The organism is Pseudomonadota bacterium (assembly GCA_022361155.1).
GTDB lineage: Bacteria > Myxococcota_A > Polyangia > Polyangiales > JAKSBK01 > JAKSBK01.
On the sequence record JAKSBK010000236.1, the window covers coordinates 1 to 13361 of the forward strand.

A 13361-nucleotide genomic window follows, 5' to 3' on the forward strand; every position below is an offset into this window, starting at 1 on the left:
AGGTTGCCGACTTGGGTGCCGGGGCTCAGCTCCCCGTTCGCGCCGTGAGAGAGGTCCTTGAGCCGAGCATCGGCCCCTGGTGCGCTCAACACGATGGCGTCTGCCAAGGCTTGCAGGGCATCGTCCTTGGCGCAGCGTGTTACTAGCGAGCGTGCGAATGCTCCCTTGCTCGACGCGCCACCGAGCTCGTCGGCGGGTATGGCGAGCGCGTGCGCACTGAGGTGGATCAGCTGCTCGAGCTCAAAAAGCCGCTCGAGCTCGCCCTGCAGTAGGTCGATCGTGGGGTCCATGGACGTTATCCTGGAGGTGGTCGCTAGGTTCGATCGGCGTCAAGGGCCAGCGAATTATGTAAGGAGGAATTCCCGTTCCTTGGAACAGGCTCGGTTGGGTGGTAGGGGGATGTGGTAGACAAAGGCGAGGTAGTATACAGAGCGGCGGCCTGGCAAGCCAGCGATGTATCGGCCTGAAACTTGCGTTTCCGGCTAGCGCTCGCTACGCGAGCGGGGCGGTTGTCGGCTCTACGGGACCAGTTTGTAGCCGAGATCGTTGGTGCCTTGGGTAAGGGCGGTGAGCCGTCGGCATGCGAATTGGGCCTGGCAGGCTCATCTGATCGAGCGCTTCTTGCATCCACTGCGCCCACCGCGTGGCTGCTCGACGGACCGAGGGCTACGAACCTGCTGACGGCGGCTCGGACGGGGGGGATGACACGCCTTCTGCGGGTGGATTGGTGGCCATGCGCAAGTACATGCGCGCCGACTGATCGCCCGGCTGTTGCTCGGCGGCACGAGCCCACTGTTTGACGGCTTCGTTGCGCTTTCCAAGTACCAGCAATACGACCCCCAGCGCAATGCGCGCGGAAGCGTAGTCGGGTTTGATGCGCAGTGCCTCCTCGAGCTCCGAGCGCGCTGCTCCAAGGTCGTTTGCCTGGCGGTACACGTTGGCGAGCTTCAGTCTCAGGTCGGCAAAACGCGGGCACAGATGGATGGCTTTGCGCAGCTCTTGCACGGCCTCGCTGCTCATTCCCACATCGACGTACGCTTGCGCCAGCTCGGCGTGCAGATTGGCGATCTTACCTTTGGCGAAGCGATCGATATCGCCCTTGCGATCCGGTCCCCGATCCAGAGCGTCCGCGTAGACGCGCTGCGCCTCGGCGTACTTGCCCAGATCGTTGTAGGTTACGGCCAGATTGAGCGCAGCCTCCGTGTAGTGCTCGTTGAGCCGCAGCGCGCGCAGGAAGGCCGCTCTGGCCTCCTCCAGCCGGCCCTGATCGTGGTGGATCACACCGACCATGTTGAAGACATCGGCGTAGGTGTCGGTGTGCTCGAGAAACTGACCTAGGTAGTGGTATGCTTTGTCGTATTCGCGCTTCTCGTAGTGCTCCCGCCCCAGGGCGAGAAGCTGTTTGATGCGCTCGTCCACTCCAGATCGATCGTAGCTGTCGGCCCGGCCACGATCAAGGTTCGGGTAGGGGCTATGGGTAGGGCTAGGAGTCGGCGCTGCGGAGCCAATCCTTTGCTTCTGCAGCCTGGCTGCTGCGCGGAAAACGCGTTACCAGCTCCCCGAAAGCTTCCTTGGCGTGTCTGCCGTCCCTGAGCTTCAGGTAGGTGCGTCCGAGCAGCAGCAGTGCCTCGGGCTCCAGGCCGCTGCCCTGGTAGCTACGCAGCAGCGTCCTCAGACGCCCCACGGCGGCAATCGGGTGATCACGATTCAGGTAGAAACGGGCCGCATACAGCTCATGACGCGCCAGCAGGCGCAGTGCCGCACGCGCCATTCTCTTGGCTTGATTCGCATAGGAATAGTCGGAGTAGTCCTGCAAGAAGCGGCGGATCTCGTTGAGCGCATCGACCGTCGGCGCTTGATCCCGTTCGTGAGCCGGTGGCGCCAGGGCCCAATCGGTTGGTATCTGCTCGAAGTACGCTTGCGCGATACGGAAGCGGGCGTAGGGCACCTCCGAGTGCGAGGGTCGGTAGCGCACGAAGCGGCGGTACGCGGGTATGGACTCCACGTACTTGCCCTGCTCGAAGAGGCAGTCCGCACTTCGCAGCTCGGCTAGCGCCGCGAAGCGGCTGTAGGGGTATCTGCGGCGAATGCGGTGAAAGGCCGGACCCGCATCGAGGCAGTTGCCCGATCGCAGGTCCGATAGTGCCCGTTCGTAGGCTCCGCGGGCGCTGTCGGAGTAGCTCCTCGCTTGCTTCGAAGCGCCGCCGCAGGCGGAGCACAGCAGCGCAGCCGCCAGCCAGGCAGCCGGTCCGGGGCGCGACCCAGGCCACCGGTTGCGAACCGGACCGCCCGGGCTCGTGGGCGTCGCGAGTCGGGTCATTTGACGCCTTAGCGTGGCCGCATGACGTCTCGCGCGCAAGCTCCGGGCCCGGGAGCTCGGCTGTGCTAGCCTCACCGCAACGGTGTGTCTCGGCCCTGCTCGAAGCTCCAATGCGCACAGTTTTAACCCGCTCGTACCGGATCGAGGCCGCCCACCGCCTGCCCAAGCTGCCGGCGGATCACAAGTGCCACCGGCTGCATGGGCACAGCTTCCGCGTGACGCTGCACGTCACCGGGGAGCTCGACAACCGGCTCGACTGGGTAGTGGATTACGCGAGCATCGACGAGGCGTGGCGCCCGCTGCACGATGCGCTGGACCACCGCTACCTGAACGAGATTCCGGGGCTTGACAACCCGACCAGCGAGGCGCTGGCGCGCTGGATCTTCGAGCGCGTCAAGCTGGTTTCGGGCAAGCTGTGTGCGGTCAGCGTGGCGGAGAACTGCGATTCTGGCTGCACGGTTCACGGGGCCGGCGCTTGAGCTTTGTGCGTAGCAATTTGCGGCTGGTCGGGCTGGGTGCGTGGACTGCGGCCATGGTCAGCTGGGCCCGGCTGCGTCAGAGCGTGCTGCCCCGGCGCGAGCGGGATGCTCTGTTTCAGCGCTACATGAGAGCTTGGGCCAAGGGGCTGCTCGATCTGTTTGCGATCGAGTTCACGATACAACCCCAGATCTGCGGGGCAGGGGGAGCGCGCCTGGTTGCCGCCAATCACCGTTCCCCCATCGACGTGGCCTTGCTTCTGCATCACTTCGGTGGTTGCTGCGTGAGTCGCGCGGACCTGGCGGGTTGGCCGATCCTCGGTCACGCGGCGCGCCGCGCCGACACGATCTTCGTGGATCGGGAGGATCGTACGAGTGGTGCCCGGGCCATACGAACCATACGCGAGCGCCTGCGTCAGGGACGAACCGTGATCGTGTTTCCTGAAGGCGGTACCTTTCGCGGCGACGAGGTCCGGCCGTTCCAGCCTGGCGTGTTTGCTGCGGCGCGCGGTCTGCAGGTCGAGGTAGTCCCGGTCGGGGTGGCTTATCAAGCCGGCTCCGAGTTCGTGGACGAGAGCTTCGTGCAGCACGTGCTGCGGATCGCGCGGCGTCGGGGGACTCGCGTCGCGCTGCGAATCGGTACGCCAAGCATGGCCCGCGGAAGCAGCGACGCGCTTGCGAGGCGCCTGCGCGCTGAAGTGCAGGATCTTGTAAGCGAAGCGCGTCAGGTATGCGACAGGTAGTTTCGCGCTGGTTTGTTCCTGGCCGCTCCCGGCCTATGCTTGGATCTACCCTTGGGACCCGCCACAACACCACCTGCCCGCCTGACAGGCTCCGATAGTGCGGTAGTGAATAACTCGGTTGCTCGTGCGTCACCCCGGACGGGTGCTCGGAAGCCGGCGCGGTGCGCTGCTGGCCACGGGAGGCGCTTGGATCCCGCCAAACCTACCAAAAAGGAACAAGAGCGATGAGACAACACCTGCTTCTGTCGAGCCTGGCGGCCGTTGCCCTTGTGGGGACGGCTGGCTGCCGCGCCCATGTGTACGCGCACACTCCGCCGGTCGTGACCGGCGCCACGTTTGTAACGACACCGGGACAGATGCTGGTGACCTCCCAGCCACCGCCGCTTCAGGTCCAGGTAGAGACACCGCCGCCGGCGCCGAGCCCGACGGCGGTCTGGGTCAGCGGGCACTGGGGATGGCATGGCGGCTGGGTCTGGATGCCAGGGCGTTGGGTCGTCGGACGAGCTGGTTGGGCCTGGACGGCGCCGGTCGTCGTGCGTCACGGCCCGTCCTGGCACTACTACCGGGGCTATTGGCGCCCGGCGCACCACGCCCCGGCGGCGGTGTATGCTCGGCCCGGCCACGTGCGCGTAAGCGTGGCTGGTGTGGTGCGAGCGGGGAGGGCACCTGCAACCCGGGCCGTGGCCGCACCTCCTGTCGTGCACACTTCGCCTCCAGCAGCCCCAAGGCCGACGGTGCGGGCCACGGTGCGCGCTCCAGCACGTCCCGTGCAAGCTGCCCCGCCGCCCCGGGTCGTGGTGCAGCCGCCGGTTGCCCGTCCATCGGTACGGGCCAACGTACGCGCACATGCCGGGGTGCGGGTTCGGGCTCCTGTCAGGGCCGCGCCCGCCCCTCGTCCGGTGGCTCCCGTTCACCGGCCGACTGTTCGCGCGGCTCCGCCCCGTCGCCCGGTCGCTCCCGTTCAGCGACCGACGGTGGGCGCACGGGTCGGTGCGCGCCCCACCGTGCCCGCGCAGCGTTCGCGGGACCGCGACCGAAGAACCGACGAGGACCCACGGACCGACGAGGACCCACGAACCGACGAGGGACGCACCTCGCGTGCCACGGGCGCACGACGGCCAACGGCACCGGCGCACCGGGCGCAGCCGGCCCCCGCCCGGGGCAGGATTCGAGCGAGCGGCAGCGTGCGTACGCGGATTCGCGTCAACCAGAAGCTCAAGACGCCCGAGGTCAAGAAGGCCCTGTAGCGGTGAAGCCTCGCACATGCGAGCGCGTCATGGTGATCGGCCTCGACTGTGCGCCGCCAGCCCTCGTCTTCGAGCGCTACCGCCATCGCCTGCCCCACCTTGACCGGCTCATGCGCTCTGGCTCGTGGGGTCCGCTGCGAACCACTCAGCCACCCATCACGGTTCCGGCGTGGGCGTCCATGGTCAGCGGGCGCGATCCAGGCGAGCTCGGCCTGTATGGGTTTCGACTGCGCGAGCCGGGTAGCTACCGGCAACGGATCGTCAACGCGCACGACGTGCCCGCGCCGCGCCTTTGGGATTGGCTAGGTCGCGCGGGCAAGAGCGTCTCGGTTCTTTTCGTGCCACCTACGTATCCACCGAGCGAGGTACACGGCGAGATGGTGTCGTGCCTGCTCACGCCGGATGCCGATTGTCCACACACCTACCCGGCCCGCTTGCAGGCTGAGCTCCGAGAGCGCTTCGGCCCCTATCGAATGGACGTGGAGGGGTTCCGTAGCCAGGACCGAGCTCGGGTGCTCGAGCAGATCTTCGCCATGACCAGGCAGCACTTCGCCGTCGCGAGGTACCTGTGGCGGACACGGGCACCGGATTTTCTGATGCTGGTGGAGATGGGACCGGATCGATTGCACCACGCGTTCTGGCCCTGTTTCGACCCCGCGCACCCCGCGTTCGCGGTTGACGGCCCCTACCGCGACGTGGCCGAGCGCTACTACGCTTACCTCGACGAGTGTGTCGGTGGCCTTGTGTCGCTTGCGGACGAACGTACGGCCGTGCTGGTCGTCAGCGATCACGGCGCTCAGCCGCTCCTCGGCGCCGTCTGCCTCAACGAGTGGCTGATGCAGGAAGGCTACCTGGTGCTGCTGGAGCCACCCGAGCGCCCGACGCCCCTTGCCGGCCTCAAAGTAGACTGGAGCCGCACCCGTGCCTGGGCGGAGGGGGGCTACTACGGGCGCGTCTACCTCAACCTGCGAGGACGAGAGCCGCACGGTCCGATCGCGCCCGAGCACTACGAGCGCGAACGCGCACTCCTGGCGGATCGTCTGCGAGCCGTACCGCAACCCGGCGCTGGGGTTGTCGGCGCGGATGTGGTGTTGCCGAGTCAGGCCTACAGGCAAGTCAGCGGCCTGCCTCCCGATCTGCTCGTATTCTTCGAGAACCTGGCGTACCGCTGTATCGGCAGTCTCGGTATGCGGTGCATCGTCACCCGGGACAACGATCGGGGCCGCGACGGCTGCAACCACGCGTGGGAGGGCATATGGATCCTGGCTGGAGCCGGCACGCAGCAGCGAGGGCGCATCGAAGGGCTCGAGATCTACGACGTGGCGCCCACCGTTTCCGCGCTTTTGGGCGTGGCCGCGCCGGACGGCATCCTGGGCAAGGATCGGAGCTAGTCTCGGCCCCGGACGCTCCGCCCAAGTGCTCCGGAATCTCTGCCCAGGTTTTGGTTTTGAGGGATCGTCAGTAGGTCGCGCATTTCCAGGCAAGCGGAGGGCAACAACGCCGCTCATCGTTCGTTCCCTTCTTCGGCTCCGTTCTGCAGTTCCGGCAGCCTCCGTCCATGCACAAGCCCCCGCATCGTTCCACGACCTCCAGATTCGAGCGCTTCACATAGTAGTAGGGCCCATCCCCTGCTGCGTTGCAGTCCACACCGAGGAGCTTTCCACAGGAACGCTCGAGCCTGCACCCGTCCCTGAACTTCTTGGCTACCCGTTTGCGCAGCTTGGCCGATTCCTTATCGCCCGGTACGTGAGGCTCGTAGTGCTCGGGCTTGCTCTTGGGAGCCCGGTGGTGCACAGCAGCCGACGGCGGCCGAGCCTGCTCGTGATCTCCGGCGGCGTGGTCTGCCGGAGCATGTTCTGCCGGCGTAGGCGCAGCCGGAACGTGAGCGGCCGAAGCGTGCTCTGCCGTGGTGGGGGCAGCAGGCTTGTGCGCAGCCGGACCGTGGGTAGCTGGTTCATGCGCAGCCACCTGATGGGCGGACCGCTCTGCGGGCGCGCCGTGTGCCGACGGCCCAGCGGCACAGGCGGCCAGCATGGCGCTGCAGCCCACCGTGAGCAGCGGGATAGCGGCCCCGAAGCGGCCTGCCGGGAGATGGCAGGCGTGACTGCGAGTAGCTTGGGAGTGAAACATCATGGGTTCCTCACATTTGGCTTCGAGAGTGTCACTACGACGGGAGACGACACGGCCCGCGCGACTATTCACCGCCTGTGCTCGCTTCTACAGGATGAGCCGCTTGGCCTCATCAGCATACCAGGGGCACGCCCGAGAGGATTCGAACCTCTGACCGTCGGCTTAGAAGGCCGCTGCTCTATCCGGCTGAGCTACGGGCGCAGTGAGTAGTTTGTGAAGTCAATGAGCGGAGCCGAGAGCGGCTGTAGCAGCAGCGTTGCTGGCTGCATCGTCTTCCGGCCGAAAGCGCACGGCGCACGGATACCACGTCCCCACGGGGGCCGGCCAGGTGATGTGCTCGGCCCGTCCCCGCTGCCTTACCGGCGTGCAAGGGTAGTTTGCGCCACGCGACGTCCCGCCAGGTTTTCTGCTCGCCGGCGTTCAGAAGACCGCGGCCAGCGAGGCTCCGAGCACGACTTCGTTTTCGTAGTCCGAGAATTGGTAGTATTCGCCTTGAACTTTGATGCGAGCGCTGAAGCCTATGCGGTAGTTCAGAGCGGGCGTGATTCGGTACACGCTGCTTCTCGCGCTCAGGGGGCTTCCTTTGGGCGCGTTGCCAAAGCGACGGAGACCGTCGACGCGCGCAAGCAGCTCGATCTCGGGGGAAAGCTCGTAGGTGAGCTCCGAATAGAAGCCATCGCGGATCTCGTACTCGGCCCAGCGATCGTTCTTGGGCCCGAACTTGAATTGGCTCGCGGGATCCGTGCCTAGCGAGATGTCCATGCGCCGGATAAGGTATTCAACGCGCAGGTCGAAGCGGCCCATGCGGGCATACAGATCGGTCCCGACGATCGTGTAGCGGTTGTGGTTCAGTGGATCGTAGGTTCCCCGCATGCCCGACACGCCGAGGGTCGTAGTGAAGTCGAGCGAAAAATCGAGGGTGGCGGTGAAGCGGCCGCCAAGAGCCGGTTGCGAGTTGTTGTCAACGTAGTAGGCCGCTCCCGAGCGCGATTCCTTGTAATTGATGCCGCCAGCCGACCCGCGCAGCCCGCCTACCAGGTAGACTGCATAGTCGAGCTCCAGCTTGTTCCCGAACCAGTGGGTTCCGTTAACCTCGATGCCGGTGTCCACATACGGCGAAGGAAGGATTCCGAGGCCGTAGTCCTCTCGATAGAGCATTTTGCCCATGGCGTAGGGCAGGGGCTTGTCGATCGTCTTGTGGTTGGCCGGATCGTGGCGCAGCGGGAAGTCCCCGAACGCGGGGTTGAAGCGCCCGATCCTCAGGTTCAGCTCGTCGGCGACGTAGACATCGATGTAGCCCATGTCCACTTCGAAGCCGTGGCAGCCGTAGCAGAGCTTGATCTGGGCTGCGATCTGCTCGCTGAAGTCAACCGACATCTTGAGCGTGACTTCGCCTATCGGGCCGTCGAAGATCTGGCGCTCGCTGCGGGCGCGCCGTTCGTCCAGCACATGCAAATAGCCGACCTGGACTGAACCCGCGATGCTGCGGTCTTGGCTCGCTGCTTCGGGCAGGGCGAGGCCGAGGGTCAGGGCCACTGCGAGCGAGCCGCACAGGGCTCCAGCGAGACCGTAGCGCTGCGCTCTTGTCTTGCTCATGTGAACGGTCCTTGTTGCGCCTCGTCGCTGCGTCGTGGCGCTTTGCCCCCGTTGGTTCGTGGCTGCGACTCCACGATAGCGACCACGCAGGCGTCGTCGTAACTAGCTTCACGATCCCGAAAGGCGCGTTTCCCGGCCTTCGGAGCCACAACACCGCCAGCGGGCGCCGGCGCTGGGGCCAAACGATCGGGATTCGTGCGGCGAGGTACCAGGATCGAGGATTCGATCGGGGCGCTCGGAGCCATGGGCTCCGGCTCCTCTCGGTTTCTGATCTCCGTGGTGTAGTAGTGCAGAAAGCGCAGGATGATCTTGGCTTCCTTGGGGTTGATGCCGCTGCCCGGCACCTTCATCATGCGCTGCACGTAGCGGTCCCAATGAGTCACGTCGGTCACCGGCGCGTTGATGGGGCGTCCGAGCGAGTGGCAGCGACTGCAGTGCGCCGCGAACACGGGATAGGCCTGCGCGATGTCGGGAGGCAGCTTCGTCAGATCGAGGCGTGTTGCGTCGGCGGCGCCGGTGCGCTGGCCGCCTCCGCAGGCCACCATAAGCACCAATGCCAGGGGCAGAGCGCCTCCTTGAGCCGTCGCCGTGACCTCCGGCAGCCACGGCTGCGGGCGCAGACGCGAGCGCCAGCCATCAGTTGGCAAACGCACCCTCCGCGATCCAATCGTGAAACAGCTGGGCTTCCGCTGCGCTGAGATAAGGGGGGCCGGAGTCGGGCATGCGACCGCCGAAGGGGGGGGACACCAGCTTGAGGTAGAGCATGCTCCGGCACGGGTCGAAGGGAATGACGATGTCGGTTCGAGTCTTGGTCCCTCCACGCATGAGCGAGCCATGGCTGGACGGGTCGAGCTCGGTTTCCTCCAGTCCCTTGGTGTTGGCGCTGCCCGGCTGATGGCACGAGCAGCCGGCCATCTTCTCGTCGCGCATCAGAATAGGCATGATCTCCAGCGAAAACGAGACCGGCAGCAGGGGATTCGAGTCCAGCCCTTGGCAGGCATCCAAGGGCGCTCCCACAGGCGGCGCGCGGAACTCCTCGAGAAAGCAGCCGCCGCCGAGCGCAGCAGCGGCACCACAGATAGCAAGAAGAATCCGATTCATGCTTGACACATGTTGTGCTGTGGGAGCGCCCGAGCTTGATCGCGCTACGTGACGGGAGCTATGGTGCACTGGTCAGCCAAGCCCTCGCAAGCCCCACGCGCCTCGGGGCTCAACAAAGCTCAGGGCATGGGTGGCGGCGTGGTCGGACCAGGGGGTAACGGCGGCGGCGGGGCGATATACAGCATGTCGATCGGACCCGTCAGCGCGTGCAAGAAGTCGATGATCGAGGCGATTTGCGCGCTCGGCATGCCCAGCTGATGGCGGGCCATGAACATCACCGTTTCTTGCAGCGTGGGCAGGCTGCCGTCGTGCAGGTAGGGGCCGGTCTCGGTGACGTTGCGCAGGCTCGGCACCTTGAAGTGGTAGTCGTCCATGGGGTTCATGGTGATTTCCGAGCGGCCCTTGTCGGCGATCTGGCAAGGGTCCATGAGGCACAGCTTCTTGTACTTGCCGCCGCCGAGCGCAGGACCGTCGTGGCAGTCCGCGCAGCCCATGTTGACGAACAGCTGCGCGCCGTCGAGCTGCCCCGGGGTCAGCGCATTGTCGTCTCCGTTCATGAAGAGATCGATCGCGGCGGGCGTCACGAGCCTGCGCTCGAACGCACCAATGGCCTTCTTGAGGTTGTCGTAGGTGAAGGGATCGGGCTCGCCCGGGAAGGCCGCTCGAAAGAGCGGATCGTAGCCGGGAATGCTGCGCAGCACCGCTATTACCGCGGCCTCGCTATCCATCGCCATCTCGATCGGATTGAGGATCGGGCCTCCTGCTTGCGCCTCTACGTCGGGCTCGCGCCCGTCCCAGAACTGCGCAAGGTGAAACGCCGCATGATACACGGTGGGCGCGTTGCGCCCGCCGAGCTGATTCGCGTGACCCAACGAGAACGGTCCGCCGCGCACGTCGATGCCGTACCTGTCCAGGGCGTGGCAGGTGTTGCACGCGATCATCTGGTTTTTCGAAAGGCGGGTCTCGTAGTAGAGTTGCCGGCCGAGATCAATCTTGGCCGGGGTCAGCGGGTTGAGCGGATTCAGCGCCTCGAGGGGGATAGGCGTGATGTTGTTCCGCATCAGCTGCGCCCGGACCGACTGCGGCGTGGCCGGGCCCATTCCCCCGTCCGGACCGCCGGCCGGCGTGGGATCTTCCTGAACGCAGCCCAGAGCCCCTATTACAAGAAAAGCAACAAGCAAAGGTAACGTGTTCCCTACACGTTCGACCCAGTCACGATGGCGCATGCGCGAACCCTCCTAGTCGGCCAAGGTATGCTCCCGTGCGGAACGCAGCGTTTCCTGCGCGAGAGGCCCCCGCGGTGGAGCTCCATTATATCGTGAACCGCAGCAAAAGGCATTTCTGAACTGCTCTGGAAAACGAAGAGAACGCCAGCGCCCCCCGCCGGCGCTCATCGGTTCAGCGCAAACCTTGGTCGTCGCTCATGTCAGGGAAGGTACGTGACCGCCGACGCTCCTCGGCCTTTGTCGCTGCGACTATCCCCCGCCTCTGGTCCCGTCTGGCTTCACCGGTCCTGGCTCTGCCGTTTTTGCTGGCCGGCTGCTCCACCAACAAGCCGGCCGGCTCCGCCCGCACACCGGGCGGCGGCGTTACCGGCACAGGCGCGCGGTCAGGGGCGGGCACGAGGGCACCGGTCAGGGCGGCGCCGGCTCGTGGGGAGCGGGCCAGGTTGGCGGCGGGCTGGGTGGCGCCGCCGTCAGCAGAGCCGGCCAGGTAGGTGGTGGACTGCGCCCGCGAGCGCATCCACCCTGCGCGGCCGGTCTCGATCAGTTATTCTTGGACGGACCCTAACAATCGAAAGCTGGTCTCCCATGAACACGCAGTGTACCTCCCGCATCCAGAGGGGTTTGGCGCTTTGCTGGCTGGCGTTGCCGCTAGGCATGGGCGCCTGCTCGAGCGATCCCGTTGCGTCCAGCGGGCCCGGGGCTGGCAGCGGCGTACCTGGCCCGGGCGCAGCCGGCACGGGTACGGCGGGCCCGGGCGGGGCAGGAACCGGCGTCGCTGGCATCGGCGTCGCTGGCATCGGCGTCGCCGGTACGGGCGGTCTGCCCGTTGCCGGCGCTGGTCCAGGCGCGGGAGGGATGGGGCCGGCCGGACCGCTTGGTCCACCTCCGCAAGTCACGGCCTGCGCCGCGAAGACGAAGGCCTGCACCAACGGCAAGGCGGGCAAGTACGCCTGCAAGGCGGTCGACCTCTTGGCCTACGTGGACGCCAAGGACATGCAGGGCCCGCAGGTCAACGATATCTGGGGCTGGGAAGACCCCATGACCGGCACCGAGTACGCGCTCGTCTGCCTCGATAACGGCATGGCGTTCGTGGATATCAGCAACCCCTGCGAGCCGCTGTTCCTGGGCCAGCTCAGGGGTCACGGCGGCATGGTCAGCAAGTGGCGCGACGTCAAGGTCTTCAAGGACCACGCCTTCATCGTGGCCGACAGCGCCGGCAACCACGGCCTGCAGGTCTTTGACCTTACGCAGCTGCGCAACGTGACGGCGCCTCCGATGAGCTTCCAGGAGACCGCGCACCTCGCGAGCTTTCCGGACGCCCACAACATCGGCCTGAACGAGGAGAGCGGGTTTGCCTATGCGGTGAGCGCGGGTGGCTGCGCGGTGCGGATGATCGATGTCAACGATCCGCTCAATCCCAGGGACGTGGGCTGCTACGGCACGACCGGGCGCGGCACCCACGACATCCAGTGCGTCAACTACAAGGGGCCGGATGCTGCCTATGCGGGCAAGGAGATCTGCCTGAGCTCGGCGCGCTCGGGCCTTCAGATCGACGACGTGAGCGACAAGACCAACGTCGTCAAGATCGGCGAGGTGACCTACCCGAACGCGTCGACCGTGCATCAGGGCTGGCTGACCGAGGATCACCAGTACTTCCTGCTCGGCGACGAGGGCGACGAGTCCACGCACCAAGTCAAGACCACGACCTACATTCTGGATGTCCGGCAGCTCGCCATGCCCAAGGTGATCGGCAAGTACGTGGCGCGCACACCCGCGATCGACCACAACCTGTACATCAAAGGCACCTACGCCTATCAGGCCAACTATGCGGCGGGGCTGCGCATCCTGGATATCTCGAACATCGCCATGGGCAAGCTCAAGGAAGTGGCCTTCTTCGACAGCTTCCCGCCCAACAACGCTGCGAGCTTCGACGGCGTCTGGAGCGTGTATCCCTTTTTCCGAAGCGGGATCGTCGTGCTGAGCGGCAACCACCTATGGGTCCTCTATCCCACGGGTCTGACCCAGACTGCGCCCTTCTGACGTGAAACCTCAGCGAGGCGCGGATAAAGGACGGCCCGCGCGGTCGGGGGGGCAGCGCCCGCGCGGGCCAGATCAGAAGGCGTTCTGATCGCCACAACCCTAGCGCCAGGCCACGCGCCCGATCAATGGGACAGAAGGATCACAACTGACGTTCAGTTGTGTGGACACAGCCACGCTGCTAGTATTGCCACCGAATCTTGGCGGGATAGGCAGGCCAATGGAAGAAGACTGGGACGCGCTTGAGGCGCGGTTGTTTGCGCGCATTCGCGTAGCGGCCAGGCGAGCGGGCGTCGCAGAGCCGAGCCGCGACAATATCTACGATCTGACAAACCAGATCCGCTGCAAGAGCCCGAAGGTGGCACGAGCCGCGGAATGGGCGGCCGAGAAGTTTGCGCGCTACTACGACGCCTCCGTGGCAGAAGGGCCGAAGGACGTCGAGCGTCTTGAAGCCATGCGCAAGGCGGCGGACGAGGCCAGAGAAA

15 protein-coding genes and 1 tRNA gene are annotated in these 13361 nt (G+C 65.8%); 6 read left to right on the forward strand and 10 right to left on the reverse strand.

Going from position 1 to position 13361, the window contains the following annotated elements; translation table 11 throughout:
* The 3 genes from MJD61_08935 to bamD all read right to left on the reverse strand — a co-directional run.
* The coding region (locus MJD61_08935; GenBank protein MCG8555395.1) for a hypothetical protein at positions 1-290 on the reverse strand (290 nt) is incomplete at its 3' end.
* Positions 291-666: 376 nt separating this feature from the next.
* Positions 667-1419 carry a tetratricopeptide repeat protein gene (locus tag MJD61_08940; GenBank protein MCG8555396.1) on the reverse strand — a complete coding sequence of 251 codons (753 nt, stop codon included), beginning with the start codon at positions 1417-1419 and terminating at the stop codon, positions 667-669.
* A gap of 64 nt (positions 1420-1483) precedes the next feature.
* On the reverse strand, positions 1484-2320 hold the full coding sequence (bamD, locus tag MJD61_08945; protein MCG8555397.1) for an outer membrane protein assembly factor BamD: 837 nt from the start codon (positions 2318-2320) through the stop codon (positions 1484-1486).
* Between the two features lie 110 nt (positions 2321-2430).
* Here bamD and queD point away from each other — a divergent pair, with 110 nt between their 5' ends.
* The 4 genes from queD to MJD61_08965 all read left to right on the forward strand — a co-directional run bounded on the left by queD (position 2431) and on the right by MJD61_08965 (position 6177).
* Positions 2431-2799, forward strand: a complete 369-nt coding sequence (gene queD, locus MJD61_08950; GenBank protein ID MCG8555398.1) for a 6-carboxytetrahydropterin synthase QueD — start codon at positions 2431-2433, stop codon at positions 2797-2799.
* A 53-nt stretch (positions 2800-2852) separates the two neighbouring features.
* The gene (locus MJD61_08955; GenBank protein MCG8555399.1) at positions 2853-3539 is read left to right on the forward strand and encodes a 1-acyl-sn-glycerol-3-phosphate acyltransferase; all 687 of its coding nucleotides are present in this window, start codon (positions 2853-2855) and stop codon (positions 3537-3539) included.
* 224 nt (positions 3540-3763) lie between these two features.
* The gene (locus MJD61_08960; protein MCG8555400.1) at positions 3764-4786 is read left to right on the forward strand and encodes a hypothetical protein; all 1023 of its coding nucleotides are present in this window, start codon (positions 3764-3766) and stop codon (positions 4784-4786) included.
* A 2-nt stretch (positions 4787-4788) separates the two neighbouring features.
* Entirely contained in the window at positions 4789-6177 is a 1389-nt protein-coding gene (locus MJD61_08965; protein ID MCG8555401.1) for an alkaline phosphatase family protein, read from the forward strand.
* A gap of 67 nt (positions 6178-6244) precedes the next feature.
* On the opposite strand, the gene MJD61_08970 is transcribed toward MJD61_08965, so the two are convergent.
* The 7 genes from MJD61_08970 to MJD61_09000 form a co-directional block, all read right to left on the reverse strand.
* On the reverse strand, positions 6245-6919 hold the full coding sequence (locus MJD61_08970; protein MCG8555402.1) for a hypothetical protein: 675 nt from the start codon (positions 6917-6919) through the stop codon (positions 6245-6247).
* A 124-nt stretch (positions 6920-7043) separates the two neighbouring features.
* Positions 7044-7117, reverse strand: a tRNA-Arg gene (locus MJD61_08975).
* A gap of 219 nt (positions 7118-7336) precedes the next feature.
* The gene (locus MJD61_08980; protein ID MCG8555403.1) at positions 7337-8512 is read right to left on the reverse strand and encodes a hypothetical protein; all 1176 of its coding nucleotides are present in this window, start codon (positions 8510-8512) and stop codon (positions 7337-7339) included.
* Complete coding sequence (locus MJD61_08985) at positions 8509-9165, reverse strand: hypothetical protein (GenBank protein ID MCG8555404.1); 657 nt, start codon at positions 9163-9165, stop codon at positions 8509-8511. The genes MJD61_08980 and MJD61_08985 overlap by 4 nt, the downstream gene beginning before the upstream one ends.
* On the reverse strand, positions 9149-9613 hold the full coding sequence (locus MJD61_08990; protein MCG8555405.1) for a hypothetical protein: 465 nt from the start codon (positions 9611-9613) through the stop codon (positions 9149-9151). Before MJD61_08990 ends, MJD61_08985 begins: the two co-directional genes overlap by 17 nt.
* 119 nt (positions 9614-9732) lie before the next feature.
* Positions 9733-10839, reverse strand: a complete 1107-nt coding sequence (locus MJD61_08995) for a c-type cytochrome (protein MCG8555406.1) — start codon at positions 10837-10839, stop codon at positions 9733-9735.
* A gap of 172 nt (positions 10840-11011) precedes the next feature.
* Positions 11012-11356, reverse strand: coding sequence for a hypothetical protein (locus MJD61_09000; GenBank protein MCG8555407.1), 345 nt, complete (start codon positions 11354-11356; stop codon positions 11012-11014).
* Positions 11357-11424: 68 nt separating this feature from the next.
* Between MJD61_09000 and MJD61_09005 the strand changes: the two genes are divergently transcribed.
* Positions 11425-12879 (forward strand): choice-of-anchor B family protein, encoded by a 1455-nt coding sequence (locus MJD61_09005; protein ID MCG8555408.1) that lies wholly within the window; start codon positions 11425-11427, stop codon positions 12877-12879.
* A gap of 217 nt (positions 12880-13096) precedes the next feature.
* The coding region (locus MJD61_09010) for a hypothetical protein (GenBank protein ID MCG8555409.1) at positions 13097-13361 on the forward strand (265 nt) is incomplete at its 3' end.